The 17,025-nt window shown below is 70.2% G+C and carries 13 protein-coding genes; 7 read left to right on the plus strand and 6 right to left on the minus strand.

What is annotated here, in order from left to right:
• Positions 1-65: 65 nt before the first annotated feature.
• From IQ279_RS08220 to IQ279_RS08230, 3 genes are all read left to right on the plus strand, one after another.
• A complete protein-coding gene (locus IQ279_RS08220) occupies positions 66-1,247 on the plus strand; it encodes a fatty acid desaturase family protein (protein ID WP_206347675.1) in 1,182 nt (393 codons plus the stop codon).
• Between the two features lie 77 nt (positions 1,248-1,324).
• Positions 1,325-2,584, plus strand: a complete 1,260-nt coding sequence (locus IQ279_RS08225) for a sensor histidine kinase (RefSeq protein ID WP_206347676.1) — start codon at positions 1,325-1,327, stop codon at positions 2,582-2,584.
• Positions 2,581-3,255, plus strand: coding sequence for a response regulator (locus IQ279_RS08230; RefSeq protein ID WP_206347677.1), 675 nt, complete (start codon positions 2,581-2,583; stop codon positions 3,253-3,255). The genes IQ279_RS08225 and IQ279_RS08230 overlap by 4 nt, the downstream gene beginning before the upstream one ends.
• 287 nt (positions 3,256-3,542) lie before the next feature.
• Here the strand turns inward: IQ279_RS08230 and IQ279_RS08235 are convergent, their stop codons facing one another.
• The 4 genes from IQ279_RS08235 to IQ279_RS08250 all read right to left on the minus strand — a co-directional run bounded on the left by IQ279_RS08235 (position 3,543) and on the right by IQ279_RS08250 (position 10,070).
• Positions 3,543-3,800, minus strand: coding sequence for a hypothetical protein (locus IQ279_RS08235; RefSeq protein ID WP_206347678.1), 258 nt, complete (start codon positions 3,798-3,800; stop codon positions 3,543-3,545).
• A gap of 82 nt (positions 3,801-3,882) precedes the next feature.
• Positions 3,883-8,157 (minus strand): golvesin C-terminal-like domain-containing protein, encoded by a 4,275-nt coding sequence (locus IQ279_RS08240; RefSeq protein ID WP_206347679.1) that lies wholly within the window; start codon positions 8,155-8,157, stop codon positions 3,883-3,885.
• A 435-nt stretch (positions 8,158-8,592) separates the two neighbouring features.
• Positions 8,593-9,459 carry a hypothetical protein gene (locus IQ279_RS08245; protein ID WP_206347680.1) on the minus strand — a complete coding sequence of 289 codons (867 nt, stop codon included), beginning with the start codon at positions 9,457-9,459 and terminating at the stop codon, positions 8,593-8,595.
• Between the two features lie 98 nt (positions 9,460-9,557).
• Positions 9,558-10,070 carry a hypothetical protein gene (locus IQ279_RS08250; protein WP_206347681.1) on the minus strand — a complete coding sequence of 171 codons (513 nt, stop codon included), beginning with the start codon at positions 10,068-10,070 and terminating at the stop codon, positions 9,558-9,560.
• 559 nt (positions 10,071-10,629) lie between these two features.
• Here IQ279_RS08250 and IQ279_RS28920 point away from each other — a divergent pair.
• Both IQ279_RS28920 and IQ279_RS28925 read left to right on the plus strand, forming a co-directional pair.
• Positions 10,630-10,878 carry a hypothetical protein gene (locus IQ279_RS28920; protein WP_206347682.1) on the plus strand — a complete coding sequence of 83 codons (249 nt, stop codon included), beginning with the start codon at positions 10,630-10,632 and terminating at the stop codon, positions 10,876-10,878.
• A 60-nt stretch (positions 10,879-10,938) separates the two neighbouring features.
• Entirely contained in the window at positions 10,939-11,475 is a 537-nt protein-coding gene (locus IQ279_RS28925; RefSeq protein WP_206347683.1) for a transposase family protein, read from the plus strand.
• Positions 11,476-11,703: 228 nt separating this feature from the next.
• Here the strand turns inward: IQ279_RS28925 and IQ279_RS08265 are convergent, their stop codons facing one another.
• Positions 11,704-13,110, minus strand: coding sequence for a C39 family peptidase (locus tag IQ279_RS08265; protein WP_206347684.1), 1,407 nt, complete (start codon positions 13,108-13,110; stop codon positions 11,704-11,706).
• Between the two features lie 217 nt (positions 13,111-13,327).
• Between IQ279_RS08265 and IQ279_RS08270 the strand changes: the two genes are divergently transcribed.
• Positions 13,328-13,978, plus strand: coding sequence for a uridine kinase family protein (locus IQ279_RS08270; protein WP_372445097.1), 651 nt, complete (start codon positions 13,328-13,330; stop codon positions 13,976-13,978).
• A 484-nt stretch (positions 13,979-14,462) separates the two neighbouring features.
• Positions 14,463-16,433 (plus strand): AAA family ATPase, encoded by a 1,971-nt coding sequence (locus IQ279_RS08275; protein WP_206347685.1) that lies wholly within the window; start codon positions 14,463-14,465, stop codon positions 16,431-16,433.
• Between the two features lie 58 nt (positions 16,434-16,491).
• Here the strand turns inward: IQ279_RS08275 and IQ279_RS08280 are convergent, their stop codons facing one another.
• Complete coding sequence (locus IQ279_RS08280) at positions 16,492-16,971, minus strand: PH domain-containing protein (RefSeq protein WP_206347686.1); 480 nt, start codon at positions 16,969-16,971, stop codon at positions 16,492-16,494.
• Between the last annotated feature and the right edge of the window lie 54 nt (positions 16,972-17,025).

The raw sequence follows: 17,025 nt of genomic DNA on the forward strand, positions 1-17,025 counted from the left end.
GCACCTCGGAGAGCCGGACGGAACCGAGCACCACCACACCCTCCACCGGACACCGGAGTGCAACCATGCCCACAAACGACGAAACCGCTGTGCCGCCCCCCGCGAAGGCCGCCGCGTGGCAGTCCTCGCCGGAAACCGGCAGCGAGTTCACGCCCCTGCTGCGCCGTATCAGGGAACAGGAGCTGCTCGACCGGCGCCCCGGCTGGTACGCGCGCACCATGGCGGCCAACGCACTCGGTCTGGCCGCCGTCGTCACCGGCATGGCGCTCACCGGCGATTCGTGGTGGGTACTCGCTCTCGCCCCCGTCCTCGCCGTCCTGTGCGCCCGGACCGCGTTCATCGGCCACGACGCGGGCCACGCCCAGATCAGCGGTGACCGGGCCACCGACCGCCGCATCGGACTCGTCCACGGCAACCTCCTGCTCGGTATGAGCTACGGCTGGTGGAACGACAAGCACAACCGCCACCACGCCAACCCCAACCACATCGGCAAGGACCCCGACGTCGCCGCCGACGTCCTGGTCCTCACCGGCGGGCAGGCCGCCACCCGCACGGGCTTCCGCGGGCTGCTCACCCGCCACCAGGCCCGGCTGTTCTTCCCGCTCACCCTCCTGGAGGGCCTCGCCCTGAAGTTCCACGGCTTCCGGGACCTGCGCCGCCGCACCGGCCGCGAGCGCCTGGTGGAAGGTGCGCTCCTGACCGCCCACACCGCCGGATACACCGCTCTGCTCCTGACGACCATGCCGCCTGCGCGGGCACTCGTCTTCGCCGCACTCCACCAGGCCCTGTTCGGGCTGCACCTGGGCATGGCCTTCGCGCCCAACCACAAGGGGATGGACATGCCCGACCCCGACGGCGAGAAGTGGGGCCACCTGCGGCGCCAGGTCCTAACGTCCCGCAACATCGAAGGCGGCGTCCTCACCGACTGGTTCCTCGGGGGCCTCAACCACCAGATCGAGCACCACCTGTTCCCCAGCATGCCCCGACCCCACCTGAGGCTCGCCCGGCCCATGGTGAAGGCCCACTGCCGCGATCTCGGCGTCCCCTACGCGGAGACCGGCCTCATCGACTCCTACCGCCAGGCCCTGCGGCACCTGCACGAGGTGGGGGAGCCGCTCCGCGCCGGCGCCGGAGGCGTTCGGCGTGCACCGGCTCACGGCCCGGCACGCGCCCGGGCACGGCAGTCGCCGCGCGACCGGCACGGACAGCCCGGCGAACCCCGCCGCCGCCGTCGCCGGAACCGGTGACCGTTACCGTGACCGCGCCGAGCCCACCCGACGGCCGCGCGCCCCGCCCCCGTCCCGCCGCGCCTAAGCTGGGGCCCATGAACTCAGGGGGAGGGCAGCGCCCGCGGGCGCCGCTCGCCGGCGCGTCGCGCCGGTGGGTGCGGCTGCTGCCGTGGGGCGTGGCGTTCGTGCTGTGCGTCGCCCTGCTGCCCACCACCATCCATGTGCTCGGCACCGACTACGGCCTGAACGGCGGCGTGGCGAGCATGCTGGCCGTCGCGCAGACGGCACCGCTGCTACTCGCCGTCGTCCGTCCGCTGCGGGCCTGGTACGTGATCTTCGCCGCGGACGTGGCCGGGGCGCTCGCCATGCTCGCCGCCGGCCTCGAGGAGCGGCTCCTGTGGCCGTTCCCGCCCATGGAGATCGTCGGGTACGTCGGCCTCTGCATCGCCCTCGGCCTGCGCGAGCCTCGCCGGACGCTTGTGCTGGTGTGGCTGGCGACGGTGGGCGCGGGCATCGGCCTGGAGTTCACCACGTCCCACGACACCAGCGGCAGCACCACACTGCTCGTCGTGCTCAGCGGCGCCGTGCTCGTACTCTGCGGCGCGCTCCGCGAACGGTACGAGGCGCAGCGCGCGCTGGCCGAGCAGGAGACGATCAGCGAGGCCGAGCGCGGGCGGCGGACACTGCTGGAGGAACGCGCCCGCATCGCGCGCGAACTGCACGACGTGGTGGCGCACCACATGTCCGTCATCACGGTGCAGGCGGACACCGCGGTGTACCGCCTCGACGGGCTGCCGCCGGACGTGCGGGAGGAGTTCACGTCCATCGCGGCGACCGCGCGCGAGTCGCTCGGGGAGATGCGGCGGCTCCTCGGCGTACTGCGGAGCGAGGAGACGCGCGGCGAGCTCGCGCCCCAGCCGGGACTGACGCGGATCGGGCAGCTGGTGGAGGCGACGGTGAGGGCGGGCGTACCGGTGGAGTTCACCCCCTGCGACGCCGACGTGCCGGAGGTGGTGGGCCTGGCCGCGTACCGCATCGTCCAGGAGGCCCTCGCGAACGTCGTGCGGCACGCGCCGGGCGCTCCGGCACAGGTGTCGGTGTCCGTGCCGGAGTCCGTTCCGGGGGGCGGCGCGCGGCTCACCGTCCTCGTCGTCAACGGGCCGCCGCCCGCCCCGCCCGCCGCGCCGTTCGAGGAGGACCGCACCGGGCACGGCCTGGTCGGCATGCGGGAGCGGGTGCGGCTGCTGGGCGGCGAACTGGACACCGGGCCGCTGCCGGACGGCGGCTTCCGGGTGACCGCGCGGTTGCCGGTGACGCTGCCGATGACGGAGAACGACAGCGAGGGAGCGGCATGACGATCCGGGTCATCATCGTCGACGACCAGGCCATGGTGCGGGCCGGCTTCGCCGCGCTGCTGGCCGCCCAGAGCGACATCGACGTGGTGGGCGAGGCTCCCGACGGCGCGCAGGGCGTCGAACTGAGCCGGCGCACCCGTCCCGACGTGGTGCTGATGGACGTCCGTATGCCCGAGATGGACGGCCTCCGGGCCGCGCACCACATCCTGGCGCCCCCGCCGGGCGTGACACACCGTCCGCGCGTCCTGATGCTCACCACGTTCGACGTCGACGACTACGTCTACGAGGCGCTGCGGGCGGGCGCGAGCGGCTTCCTGCTCAAGGACGCGCCGCCGGCCGACCTCATCGCGGCCGTACGCGTCGTGGCCTCGGGCGACGCGCTGCTCGCCCCCTCCGTGACACGCCGCCTCATCGCGGACTTCGCCCGGCAGCGTCCCGCCGCCCGGGGCAGGCCCGCGCTGCGGCTCAAGGCTCTGACCGAACGCGAGACCGAGGTCCTCACCCTGGTGGCCCGCGGCCGGTCCAACGCGGAGATCGCGCAGACGCTGGTGCTGGCCGAGCAGACGGTCAAGACGCACGTGAGCCGCGTCCTGAACAAGCTCGGCCTGCGCGACCGCGCCCAGGCGGTGGTCTTCGCGTACGAGTCGGGGCTGGTGACCCCGGGTGAATAAGCACGGCCCCCGCCTCGGCAGGAGGTGAGGGCGCGGCCCTCCCGGGGCGTCGGACCCATGGTGGTCCCAGCCGTGGTCCGCGGGCGGGCCGGGAGGACGGTCCGGGTCGTGCAGGGTTCCGGTGAACTCCATGGCAGCCGCTTCAGAGCGGTAATCACCGCCGGGATCACCACGGAAGCGAGCAGGGTGGCATCCCAGGACTCGTCCGGGGCCCGTGCGGGACCACCGACCCGGACGGTGCCGGGTGTGTGCCGACGACCGTCAGACCGATGGTGATTGGCCGATGTTCAGGAGCGGTCGCCGCCGACCCTCCGTACGGCCTGTGTCAGGCGCAGTGCTGACAGGACGATCGCGGGCCCCAGGAACCAGACGATCGTCTTGCCTCCGCTTCCGTCACCGACGAGGTAGGCCACCACGACGGCGACACTGACGGACAGCACCGTCGAGGAGAGCACCGTCGCAAGGCGGGGATTTCGCGGTCGTGAGGCGGCCAGGAGGGTCCATCCCGCCCAGAGGAGCAGGGCGGCGATCGGTACGAGGAACACGGTGCTCCGCCTGTCTGTGGATGGGGGCCGGTGGGGCACCGAGGCGCTCTCGGTGCCCCACCGGGGTGCTTTTCACAGCCGCTTACGGACTGCTGTAACCGGGGTCTCCCTTCCAGCCCTTGAAGCAGTTGACACCCTCGGGATTGGCGCCGGGGCCGTCGAGGACGTCGATGCCCCACGGATTGCCGCCGTGCCCGGTGGTCTGGGCGCAGTGTCCGTACGGCATTTGGGAACCATCCAAGGTGGCCACCCGGCTGAAGGACTCGAAATCGCCCTCGTACACCGGAGTGGGCCCGGAAATCCTACGACCGTCCAGGTCGATGGCCTCACCGTTACGGTACAGGTACTGGCTGGGCATGAAGCTGGAGCGCAGGATCCGGCTTCCGGTGTCCTCGCTGTTGCGCTTGCGGAGCGTGCCGTCCGAACAGGTCTGGAAGTTCAGTTCCTGCCAGATCGGCGGCGCGGTGTTGAACAGCGATCCGGTCTTGCCCGCCTTGAAGAAGGCGTTGTAGATCTCGCCCATGAGTTTCCTCACGGGCTCCGCCACCACGGTGTGATCCACCCCGGCCTCGCCGCGCCACCGGGCCATCTCGTCCTGGATTCCCTGATCGGCGAGCATGGGCCGGTACCCGATGGACCCGCCGGCCGTGTACGAGACGGCCACGCACTTGCCGTCGGTCCCGGAGGCGGGGTAGCCGTTCGTGTTGGTGATTTCGGGTTTCTTCCCGACGGCCGCGTAGGCACGGCCGGGGAGAATGCCCGTGGTGTTGGTGTCGGTCGTGGTCGACCTCCCGTTGTGCTCGTTGAGGTCGGTGGTGGTGTAGTTCAGGTTCGGGCGAGTGATGTGGTAGTCCTGCTCGACCGCAGCCAGGGACTCCATGACGAAATCGGGAATGTGGGTGTCCGCGGTCCGGTCGTCGTACTCGGCGAACTGGCTCCCCTCCACAACTTGGCCGTCGTCCGTGGCCACGAAGCTGACCGTTGCCTTGGTCTTGATCTTGTAGCTGCTGTCGTCGGTGTCGAAGTGCGACGGTTTCGACGAACTGGTCGGGCGGTCGCGGTAGTCGTTGGAGAAGTGCAGCCATGCGGGGATGCTCTTGCCGTCCGGATGGTTGGTGGTGGACGTGCCGGCCTCCCTGACCTCGGCGTTCCACCTGCTCATGGCCGCTTTCGTCTCCGGCATGACACAGCTCGGAGCCGGGGCGTCGACACATGTGGGCAGGTCCAGAACAGCCCCGGAGGTTCCCAGGGCCCAATCGTAGAGGTCTTGGCGGCTCTTGAACGGAGTGTCGAAGAACACCGTGCTGGTGGGGTCGGCGTCGATGTTCTGGTCCTCGTCGAAGTAGGCGATCGCCTCGACGGTGTCCTCGACGTACCTTCCCTGGATCGGTGCGACGGCGATGGCGTCGAAGGCGACGTCCTCGTCCCCGGTGCCGTCCGGGGTGATGGTGGTGAGTTTGACCTCGGGTGCCCCGTCGAACATGAAGGCGCCCAGGTTGACCCAGCGGTTGCTGTCGTCCTTCTGTGCGATGGTGCGGTACCGCTTACCCTTGGCCGTGGTGATCTCGTACTTGGCGAACTTGGTGTGCGCGCCGTGGTCGGGCAGGTGAACCATGATCTTGGCCGGGCCGTTGACCGCCTTGTCCAGCTTCCAGGTCCCGGTGAACTTCAGGCGGTTGCCCTTGGTGTCGTTCTTGCGGGTGTGGCCGAAGTAGAAGTGGCCGCCGAAGCCGCCGCCGATCTGGTGCAGGTCCACCTTGGCGGGCCAGCGAGTGTAGGAGTTGGTGGGGTGGCCGCCGGACTCGCCCTCGCCGAAGTCGAGGGTGAAGGTGCCCTGGTTGGTCCAGGAGCTGTTGGAGCAGTTCGGTCTGACCGAGGGGGTGCCCGCGGGTACGTCATCGATGATCATGGCGTTGGACGGCAGACCGCTCCGGGTGCAGTCGGGCGGGTAGGCGGTGCCGTCGTCCTCCTCGTCGTAGGAGGAGTTGAAGCGGACGAACTCGTTGCCGCAGGAGTAGTTGCAGTCGTCCTTCCAGGTGACGGACTCGTGCCACCAGCACTTGAACTTGTGGTCGCCCGTGGTGATCTGGCAGGGGCCGGCTCCGGTCTCGTTCGCCGCGTCGTCGCCGATCCGGCCGGGGTCGCAGTCGTTGGAGGAGGTGCAGAACAGGTTCTCCGGCGGCTTGACGCGGGCACGGTTGTACATGGCGCTGCCCGAGGCGGTCGCGTCGCCGTTGCTGCCGTTCCACCAGGCGGGGCGGAAGGCGGCCACCATGGTGCCCGGCGACTCCAGGTAGCTGGGCGGGTGGGCGGCGAAACCGAGCACCTTCTCCGGGTAGGGCCAGTCCTGGGGGTGGGCGGCGTCGTGCGGGCTCTCGTTGCCGAGCCGGTCCTCCATGAAGGGGGTGCGGCCGAAGTCCCACTCGGGGTTGGCGGGGTTGTTGGTCCAGCCCAGTCCCCAGGCGCCGCCGTGCTTGCCGGCGTCCGCCTGCGGGTAGAAGCCGGAGTTGTAGGCCCACAGGGCGAAGAACCAGTTTTCCAGCTTGGCCGGGTTGCCGTTGTTGACCTCCAGGCCGGCGTCGTGGATCTGGTTCCACTTCTTGGCCAGGATCTGCATGCCGGCGGCGAGGTTGGCGGTGTAGTCCAGGGCCACGGCCCGCTGCTTCTGGTAGTCCCAGGCGGCGCCGCCGTGCCCGTCCTCCCGGCCGGCCAGTCGCATGTGGTCGGTGACCTGGGTGATGCCGTAGCCGCAGTCGGCCTCGGCCCAGTTGATGTCCCAGTCGTTGAGCGGCTCGCCGTCGTAGTAGTCGATGCCGTAGTAGTTGCCGATCAGCGGGTTGCCGGTCACCCCGGGCACCGCGGACCGGGCGGCCTGCCACATGTTCGACTCCTGCGCGGTGATGCCGAGCAGCACCTGCGCGGGGATCTTCCCACCGCCGGACAGCGGGACGACGGGGAACAGGGTGTGCGGCTGGTAGGCCGGCATGCCCAGGTTCTTCCAGTTGGCCGGGCGGCTGATGTGCAGGTTCAGCGTGCCGTTGACCGCCTGGTCGACCGCCCACTCCACCTGGCGCGGCTTGGGCTGCATCGCCTGGTTACGCGGATCGTTGCGCGGCACCGAGCACACCCGCTCGGACTCCACGATCTCGGTGCGGTCCCCGGCGGCCGTGGCAGCCGTGCCCAGTTGGGTACGTGGGCCGTCCTGCCCCTTCCCGTCACCGCCCCCGGACGAAGGCTGCTTCGGCGAGGGCTGCCGGCCCTGCTCGGCGCGGGCGCCGGGGCGGGCCGCCGGGTCAACGGTGAACTCGACCCTCTTCCCGGTGGCCGGCACCGTCATGGCGATGTTCACCGGGCGGGTGTGGACGGCCTCCCCCGGGGTGATGCGGGAGTCCTTGCCGTCGGCCCACGCCGTCTCGGTGAGCACCGCCTCTCCGCGAGTGCTGACTCGTGTGCCCTTGGGCGTCCCGGCCAGGCGCTCGACCGCACCGGGCAGCTTCTTGGCGGTCCTGGTCCCGGTGCCGGTCACGTATACCCGACCCCCGGCGGCACGGGTCAGTTCGGTCGCGGTCAGCGGACCGTCGGCCAGCACGCTCGCCCGTGTCCTCCTCGCGTCCGGCCGTTTCAGCTGCGCGGCCGTCACCCGCTTGACCGCCGTGCTCTTCTCCAGCGCCGGGGTCGTACGCTTCGCGGGCCGCTGGTCCAGGAAGACCAGCCCGCCGTCGGCGTCCGGGTGCAGCCGGTAGGGCACCGCGTCGGTGCCGACCACGGCTGTTCCGTGGCCCTTGCCGTCGATCTTGACGACCTGCGCGCCGGCTGCACCGAGGATCCCGCCGGCGGGGGCGGGGACCGCAGAGGTCACCTGCCCGGCGGTCTCCACCGCCTTGCCGAGCTTCCCGGCGGCGGCGTCCACCGGCACCAGCCGGGTGGAGGTCTTGTCCTCACCACCGGACTGGGTCAGCACCGCGCTCTCGCCGGTGCCGCAGCCGGGGTTGTAGTACGACAGTGACGCCTGCAGGTCCAGCTTGGTCACCGTGCCGGTGTTCAGCTCCACCACCGCGGTGAACCCACCGCGCGCCATCAGCTCGGGCTTGTTGGTGAACGACCGCGGCGCGTAGACCACCACCGCACGCTTGCCCGAACCGGTCACGCAGATGTTTCCGATCCACGCATCCACGTCGAACCCCGGCTCAGACAGCGACGCCGTCGTCCGCCAGGCGTAGCCGTTCTCCTGCCGGGCGGTCAGAATATGGAAGCCGCGAGCGTCGCCGGTAGTCGTCCAGGCCAGATCGCCGGACTTCTCCCAGCCCCCACCCAGCACATCGGCGCGCTCGGCCGGCGGAATCGCGGACGGTGCCACGGGCCCTGCCTCTTGCTTCCGTTCCTTCGGTGCGGGCTGATTCGCTTGGGCCGAGGCCTGTATCAGCCCGGTGAGCATCACCCCAGCGGCCACCACGGCCAACGGAGTCCGTAATCTTCTTCGGCGAAATCTCAAAGGATTCTCCCTTTGTAGGCGAAACGCACGGACAGAGCGTGGTGACCGCCCGCTGAGCTGAGCGATGGGACAGGTAACTCCGCAGCGGTGGGCTCATGGGTGTCGGTGATCCGGTATTGCGGTTTTCTTCCCGGCCGGTTCTGTGAAGCTCGTCACGCGGGCAGCCGCACGCTCGGCGTAGCCAAGCAGTCGGCGACCGTTTCCTTGTGCGACAGGCGAGGAAACGGCCACCGGCTTGAGGATCGACTTGTGTGATGAGAATAGCAGCTGGGAGCAGGGCCAGTCGCAGCCTGAGGGCTTTTACCGTGCTGCGGCCTTGTTGACTCCGGCTGCCTCGCCCAGGGTTTTTTCCTGGCGGCCCTGAGCACCGCTGAGAGCCTTCTGGTTGTCTGCGATGATCTGCTTCTGGATCTTGGTTTCCTCATAGAACCAGATCTTGATGAGGTCGGTTTCCTGTTTACACTCGACCTCGGCCGTGGCGATCTTGATGCCTTCCTCGCTGGCCGTCTCCCCCAGGTCTTCGACCACCTTTGTGGTGTCCCAGACCATTTCCACCTGGTACCCGCGGTCCTTCATGCAGGACGCCCACCGTGCCATGGCGTCCTTGACGGCGGGGGTCTGCTGGGAGCGTTCGAAGCTCTCACCGTTGAGGCGCTCGACGAGGTCCATGTCGAGATTTCCGACCGTGCGGCCCACCTCGCCCATGCAGCCTCCCTCGGGCAGACTCCTGCCCTTGAAGGAGGTGATATCTTCCCCCTTGTTCTCACCGAGCAGGACGGTGTTGGCCTCGGAAGTGTCCTGTCCCGGTACCGGGGCACTGCCCCGGTCCTGGCCGGGCAGGTGATGGCCGTACTTCTTGGCCTCGGCCAGATCGCTCAGGCCGTAGCGGCGGGGCATGTTGGAGGCGTTGTCCGCCGGCGGCGGGGAGGTGCCCCGGTCCTCGGTGCGCCAGTGGGTGAACCCGTAGCGGCGCATGCAGGCGATCTCGGCGTTGTCGCGGGCCTGCTGGACGGCGATTTCCTCGGCGTAGGAGACCATGTACTGCTCCAGCGGCAGCACCATCCCCTTGGCCAGGCCGCGGGTGGGCACCTTCTCCGGCCAGTTCTCCTTGACGACCCTCGGCGTGTAGGGGGCCGACTCGGACACCTGGCCGTCATCGCCGGTCACTACCGTGGAGCCATCGGTTTGCCCTTGGCCGCACCCGGTGGCCAGCATCGCCAACGAAGCCGCGGCGAGGGGGGCGGCGAGGGAGAGTCGTATCGTCATCACAGCCTCTTACTGCTCGCATTATCGTTCTTCAGGGACGAAATGAGGTTCTCGTTGTGGTCGGTCTCGATGGTCTGGTAGACGCCGGCGTAGCCGGTGTTGTAGTACACCCGATGGGAAACGGAGTCGCTGTTGGAGGCTCCGGCAGCATTGTTCTTCACGCTCCAGCCCGAGCCGGGATCGGTTCCCACGCACGCGCTTGCGTTCGGCAGTTGGCCGTCCCAACCGAACCCGTACCCGTAGTTGAACTGGTACCGGACCTGATATTGGGCGTAGTCGTAGCCCAGATGCGAGTACTCGCTCTTGTTGGTAATGAAGCACGCGCTGCGGAAGATCCCGATGCTTTGCATGCTGTTGAAGAAGATCGCAAAACACCGCGTCGACGAGCTGCACTGACTGTCGGTGTAGGAGATTTCAGCATTCGCCTGACCTGCGGGGAGTATTACAGCCGCAAGAGTGGCGGATACCAACAGGCCGGCGCGAACCGATCTCTTCCCAATCAAAGAACCCACCCTCTTCAGTCTCCGGCGGTTATCGGCGGAAGGTTTACCCTACGGTTAATCTCATTGACTGCGCCGGAAACCCCCTCGCCTCGACACCTCGAAGGAGAGGAACCCAGCACATCGAGGACCTTCGGCCGGAAGAAAAGGTATAGGAGGGGTGGTGGCAGCGAAAGCACTTAACCAGCTTCGCGACCCCCTGACCCCACTTTGTTAACCGAGCGTGAAAATAGATGCCCGATATGGCATTTTTCTCCAAAATTAAAATCAACCTGAAGTTGATCCATTACAGAACGTGTCGATGTGACACTGATCACACCCACGCGACCCGAGGGTGCCCAATCGATGTAGAAAATAATTTGCACATTCCGATTCCCTGGTGTACCGATCAGAAATTCAATGACGTTTTCTCGGCGAGATAATCTTCGCGAAGTGGGTTGACCGGGGCATCAAGGGTTGGATCAGACAGTGGCGGCCCGAATGCGGACAGACGTAAAGCCCCTGGCAGGACGGTTCTCACCACAAGATCGTCCGCTGCACCAGAGGCTTCACGTTGGTCACCTGCGTTGCCATGCTCGACGTCCCACGCCACGTGGTGGAGTACACGACCCGACTGCCGACCGGCCACCGCCGCCGGATCGGCACCCCGAAGGGCGCCCGTGTACTGGGCCCCTTCCGGCAGGCCGTCTTCGTGCTGCGCTGGTTCCGCGAGGCCGGCTGCGTGCACTGCCTGGCCCGCGCCGCGGGAATCTCCCGAGTCACCGGCTACTGGGGCACCACCCGGCCGAAGGCTGGGGGACTACCTCCACGAGGAAATTGACGTCATGGCCGACGCGGCCCCGAGCTACACGACGTGCTGGACCGCTGCCGCGCGCAACAGATGAGCCACGTGGTGCTGGACGGCACCCTCATCTCCTGCGACCGCGTCGCCGGGAGCACGGAGAAGGGCAATGACCTGTGCTACTCCGGCAAAGCCCGGCACTTCGACGGGAACATCCAGTTCGTGGCCGCCCCCGGCGGCACCCCGCATGAGGCATCCCCAGCTCGAAGAGCTCGGGGAAGGGTCTCCGACGCCGAACCCGGATCCGTCCACGACCTGCGCGCCGCCCGCATCCACGCCCTGCCCGCCCTGTACGCGTCGGCCCGCGCCGGCCTGCCGACGCTGGCCGACGTCGGCTACACCGACGCCGGCAGCGGCGTCCACACACCCTTCCGCCCGCACCCCGACATCGCCTCACCCCTGGCGGCGGACACCCGCGCCCACAACCGGCTCCTGCGCGGCATCCGCGCGATCGGCGAGCGCGCGGCGGCCGAACTCAAACAGCGCTGGCGCGCCCTGCAGCATGTGACGGCCAGCCCCAGCCGCATCGGCACCATCGCCCAGGCCGCCCTCGTCCTCAACAACTCATGGAAATGAAAGCCTCTGAGAAAACGTCATTGAACACGGAGGGACACGTGACGCGCGTCACATGCGCGTGTTGGTCACGGCAGACCCCAGGCGCGCTGCGTCCGGAAGTGCAACCCTCACGACTTGAGACACAAAAAGTCCGCCGTGCCCCTGAGTAGCGGTGTTCCCCCGCACGAGGCGTCGCGGTGGACGGGGCACCGGTCCATCAAGGTCACGGCGGACTGCCAGGGCTCCGGGTCAGCGGATGCCGAGGCTTTGCAGGGCGCGGCGCTGGGCCGGGGAGGGCTTCGCCGGGAAGAGGATGTAGCAGATGCCTCCCGTGCCGCTTCTGACCTGGCCGTTGGCGTTGTAGCGCTTCGTCCTCAGCCAGATGTTCTCGAACTGCCGGCGCCTGTAGACGTGGCGGACGGCCTCGTTGCTGTCGCTGGCCGGGTCGTTGGCGATGACGTCGCCGTCCTCGGTGAAGCCGATGACGGTCATCAGGTGGCCCGCGGTGCCGTAGCCCGCGCCGTCGAGTTCGGACTCCATGAAGGACTGGGAGGTGATCAGGGGGATGCCGGCACGGATCAGGAGCTCGGCGTCCGCGAGGGAGTCCAGGCGGGTGACGATGCCCTGCATGTCGCGGTAGGTGGCCGCGTAGGCGGTGTTGAACGGCCAGTTGCCGCAGCCGGAGTACTGGTAGTCGTAGGTGTAGCGGGCGGCGTGGCAGACCTGGGGGTCGGCGTAGTCGGGGTTGACCCAGGACAGGTCCTCGGCGGTGGGCCCCCGGCCCCAGTACTCGATGATCATCTGTGAGGAGGTGGGGCTGCACCACGCCTCGCCGCCGTTGTCGTACTCCGGGTACTGGCCGATGTGGGTGTTCTGCGAGTAGCGCGGGACGTCCAGCTCGACGCCCGCGGCCACGCCCGGCGCGGAGGCCGGGACCTCGAAGCGGGCGGGGACGTCGGAGCCCATGGCGCCCAGGCGCCAGACCACGGGGGTGGCGTCGGTGCCGGGGGCGCGGTGGAGGGTGGCGCGCAGCCGGTAGGAGGCCAGGCGCAGGCCGGTGGAGGTGTCGTCGACGGCGAAGGTGTCGGTCCAGACGCTGGACTTGCCGTCACCCTGGTCGTCCACGGAGGTGCGGCGGATGTCCTCGTCGCCGGCGGCCCAGACGCCCAGGGTGTACCAGGGGGTGTCGGTGCCGTCGGTGTAGGTGCCCCGCATCTCGATCCGGATCCAGGTGCCGGCCGGGGTGCGGGCGTTCCAGGAGGCGACGAGTTCGCTCGCGGGCACCGGCAGGCGGTGGACGGGCGAGGTCCACACGGCGTACTCCCAGGCGGCGGTGCGCCCGGTGTGCGGGTCGGTGTAGTCGGTGGTGCCCGCGGGGGCGGCGACGGCGATGCCGGGGCGGCGGCCGGCCGCCACGCGGGTGCCCTGGCCGGTGCCGGAGCGCCAGTCGGCGGCGGAGGTCCAGGCGCGGTAGTCCACCGTGGAGCCGGCCCGCGGGCCGCTCCCCGTGCCGCCACGGCCCGGGGCGGAGGGGGAGGCCGGGAGCGGGAAGGCGGCGGCCGGGGAGAGTGCGGTCTGGGAGGCGACGGCCGCTGCTGCGGTGGCGACGGCGGCGGCGAGTACGGTGCGGCGGGTGGCCGGTCTGCTGTCGGTCATGGCGGTGGGTACCCCGGTCCTTCCGTGAGTCGGTGCGCGTGTGGTGTCGCGCGTGGGTGCTGCGCCGATACGGCGGCGGTGGTGGCGCCGCGGACGCACCGCGGAGTGTCCACATCTTCCCGCCACCGGATCTTCGGGGCCAGTGCTGCGGTCTCCGCACACCCGAAAACATTGGTCTCGACCAGTGGCGTCGTCCGGCCGGTCGTAGGCTGGAGCGGTGATTCCCGGTGCCCGCTCCGATCCGGACGGTCCGGCCGGCCCGGACGGCCTGGCAGGTCTCGTCCGGCGGCTGCGCGCCCTGCCGCCGTCGTGCGGGCCGGTGCGGCTGGTGGCGGTCGACGGACACGCCGGGTCCGGCAAGAGCACGCTGGCCGGGCGCCTGGCTGCCCGGCTGGACGGGGCGCCGGTGCTCCATCTGGACGATCTGGCGAGCCATGACGCCCTGTTCGGGTGGACCGGCCGTTTTCTGGAGCAGGTGGTCGCTCCCCTCTCGCGCGGGGAGTCGGCCCGGTACGAGGTGTACGACTGGGAGCGCCGGGTGTTCGGCGGGGCGTGTACGCTGCCGCCCGCGCCGGTGGTGCTGGTGGAGGGGGTCGGCGCGGGCCGTCGTGCCCTGCGCCCCCGTCTGGCCTGTGTCGTGTGGCTGGGGGTGCCGCGCGAGGAGGCCTGGGCCCGGGGGCGGCGCAGGGACGGGCCGGGGCTCGCGGGCTTCTGGGACGGCTGGGAGCGCGCGGAGGAGCGGCACTTCGCCGCCGATCCCACCCTCCCCCACGCCGATCTCCTGGTACGGCGGTGCGCACGGGGATATCTGGTGCTTCCGGGACCGCGAGGAGAGCGCGAGAAGTCCGCCGGTGGCTACGGCGGGTGACGTGGTGTCAGCTCTGCGCGCTCCGGCCGTACCGGGCCCTACGTTCCCTCCCGCACCGGCTTGACCGGCCCCGGTTCCCGGTTCTACGTTCTCCCTGAACGGTCTGCACAGGCCGTTCCGCACGAAGCCCCCGGTTGTTCCCCCGTGATCGGGGGCTTCGTCCTGTCCGGATCCTGTCCGGATCCTGTCCGGTCCCCGTCAGGTCCCGTCCGGAGGGCTCCGGCGCGTTCTCACCGTCCGTCACCGAACTTCTGTCACCGGTCCGCCGGCGCCCGGCCGTCTCACCTCCGGCCCGCCCCGTGCCCGCCCATACGCCGTCTACGCCAGAAACCGGGGCGCGGGTACCATGCCAAAGGCCTCGGACGGCTTGGATCCTGCCCTGCTGCCTGCGGCAACTCCCTTTCAGAGCATGGTCGTCGAGTGCCTTTGAGAACCACCGCCGCCGTCGGGTGACCACCCGGCGCATACCTTCGGGGGACGTTTCGTGGGGGACGTGAGGGACTACGGCACGCAGGACGTCCACGGTCCGCAGGCCCCCGCCGATCTCGCCTGGCTGCGCGGCGTCGACGCGTACACAGTGGGCTCCTACACCCACGCCGAGGAGGAGTTCCGCACCGCCGTGCGCATCGACCCGGGTATGGCCGACGCCTGGCTGGGGCTGCACGCCCTGCGCGTGGACACCGCCACCGCACTGCTGCGGATGCACGAGCACCGCCACCGCTTCGGCGAGCAGCGCGCCCGGCATGACCGCGCCCTCAACTCCTGGTACTGGCTGGGCTGGTGGGTGCAGCCGGTGCTGGAGACCGAGCGCGACCTGCTGCTGGCGCACGCCTCGCACTGGCTGGACGGCCGGCGTGTGGCGGATCTGGACCGGGCGCTGGCCGAGTGCCCGCCGGTCGAGGCCGACCCGCTGGTGCGGTTCCTGCACGCCTGCCGCGCCTATCTCACCAAGGACTGGGAGCTGCTGGTCCGGCACACCGAGCCGCTGGTGGGCGATCCGCTGCTGGGTGTGGAGGCGAGCCTGTTCGCGGGCATGGCCCGGGTGCGGCTGGAGATGTACGGGCAGGCCGAGCCGCTGCTGGCCGCCGCCCTGATGCGCTGTCGCAGCGAGCAGCCGCAGCGCAAGGAGCTGCGCTACTGGCTGGCCCGGGCGCGGGAGGGCACCGGGCGCAGCGCGGCGGCGCTGCCGCTGTACCGGGCGGTGTACCGGGTGGATCCGGCGTTCATGGACACCGCCGCCCGGCTCACCGCCATCGCCGAGGGCGACGGGCTGGACGACGCGCCGGAGGTGGCGTCCGCGGCCGTGACGGTCGTGGACGGTGCCGGCGGGGCGGGGGACGTGTCGTTCGGCGGTCTTCCGGATGATCCTTCGGTCGGCGGCGGGTGGCCCGCCGACGGTGCGGACCTCGCCGACCCGGCCGCCGGGGGCCTGGTCCCCGGAAGCCCGACGGGCGGCGGCGCGGGCGGCGTGGACGGGCCCGTGCCGGTGGAGGCGGACCGGGCCCGGGAGCGGTCCTCCGGCCGCCGGGGGGCTGCCGGCCGCTTCCCGGCGGGGCCGGCCGATCCGGTGCTGCTGGCCCGCGCGATGGGGGAGCTGGAGCGCATGGTCGGCCTGGAGCCGGTCAAGCGCCAGGTGCGGGCGCTGTCGGCGCAGCTGCACATGGCGCGGCTCCGCGCCGAGCAGGGACTGCCCGTCCAGCCGCCCAAGCGGCACTTCGTCTTCTCCGGCCCCTCGGGCACGGGGAAGACGACGGTGGCGCGGATCCTGGGGCGGGTCTTCTGTGCGCTGGGCCTGCTGGGCGGCGACCATCTGGTGGAGGCGCAGCGCTCCGACCTGGTGGGCGAGTACCTGGGTCAGACGGCGGTCAAGGCGAACGAGCTGATCGACTCCGCGCTGGGCGGGGTGCTCTTCGTGGACGAGGCGTACAGCCTGTCCAACACCGGCTACGGCAAGGGCGACGCGTACGGCGACGAGGCGCTCCAGGTGCTGCTCAAGCGCGCCGAGGACAACCGGGACCGGCTGGTGGTGATCCTGGCGGGCTATCCGGAGGGCATGGACCGGCTGCTGGCCGCCAACCCGGGCCTGGGCTCGCGTTTCACCACCCGGGTGGACTTCCCCAGCTACCGCCCGCCGGAGCTGACGGCCATCGGCGAGGTGCTGGCGGCGGAGAACGACGATGTGTGGGACGAGGAGGCGCTGGAGGAGCTGCGCAGCATCAGCGGCCATGTGGTGGGCCAGGGCTGGATCGACGAGCTGGGCAACGGCCGCTTTCTGCGCACCCTTTACGAGAAGTCCTGCGCCTACCGCGATCTGCGGCTGTCGGACTGTCCGGGTACGCCCTCCCGGGAGGAGCTGGCGACGCTGCGGCTGCCGGATCTGATGCAGGCCTATGGTGAGGTGCTGTCCGGCCGCGGCCCCGAGGGGCCGCGGCGCGAGCCCCCCTCGTTCGCCTGACCTGCGCTCGGGGGGCGGTGCGGAGTGCGGTTCCGGCCCGCCCCGGAGGGCCCGCGGGTCAGCCGGAGGACGGCCCCGTGCCGTGGCGCTCGGCCAGCGCGCGCAGCGCCTTCGCGTCCCGGACGGCCTGCTGTTTGGCGACGCCGGGCTGGATGCCCATGGCGGGCAGGGTGGTGCCGTCGGCGAGGTCGAGCAGGACCCAGGGGTCGCCGGGGCGGAGGTTCACCTTGATGATCTCCGCCCATTCCAGGTGGCGGACGGTGGTGAGGTTGACGACCGTGACGCCACTCTCCTCGGCGACCACCTTCGGACGGCTGAGCAGGGCGAGGACGCCGAGGAACAGCAGGCCGGTGAGGACGAAGGAAGCCCGCTCCCCCGCGCCGAGACCCTCCAGCATCATCGCGACCGTGGTGAGGGTGGCCAGGATCGCGACGCCGACCGACAGCAGGACGACGCGGGTGCGGGCGGGCCGGAAGGTCACCGGCAGTCCGGGACCGGAGCCGGGGTCTGTGCCGGGCTCGGGGGCGGGGGCGGGCACGTGCGTCGCTCTTTCGATGGGTCGGTGCTTGCTTGTCTCGATGCCTCGGTGGGT

Source organism: Streptomyces verrucosisporus (assembly GCF_017114865.1).
Lineage (GTDB): Bacteria > Actinomycetota > Actinomycetes > Streptomycetales > Streptomycetaceae > Streptomyces > Streptomyces fenghuangensis.

Excerpts from the sequence above, each read along its gene's own strand:
- IQ279_RS08220 (WP_206347675.1), top strand. The coding sequence starts at position 66 with ATGCCCACAAACGACGAAACCGCTGTGCCGCCCCCCGCGAAGGCCGCC.
- IQ279_RS08225 (WP_206347676.1), top strand. The coding sequence starts at position 1,325 with ATGAACTCAGGGGGAGGGCAGCGCCCGCGGGCGCCGCTCGCCGGCGCG.
- IQ279_RS08230 (WP_206347677.1), top strand. The coding sequence starts at position 2,581 with ATGACGATCCGGGTCATCATCGTCGACGACCAGGCCATGGTGCGGGCC.
- IQ279_RS28920 (WP_206347682.1), top strand. The coding sequence starts at position 10,630 with ATGCTCGACGTCCCACGCCACGTGGTGGAGTACACGACCCGACTGCCG.
- IQ279_RS28925 (WP_206347683.1), top strand. The coding sequence starts at position 10,939 with ATGAGCCACGTGGTGCTGGACGGCACCCTCATCTCCTGCGACCGCGTC.
- IQ279_RS08265 (WP_206347684.1), bottom strand. The coding sequence starts at position 13,110 with ATGACCGACAGCAGACCGGCCACCCGCCGCACCGTACTCGCCGCCGCC.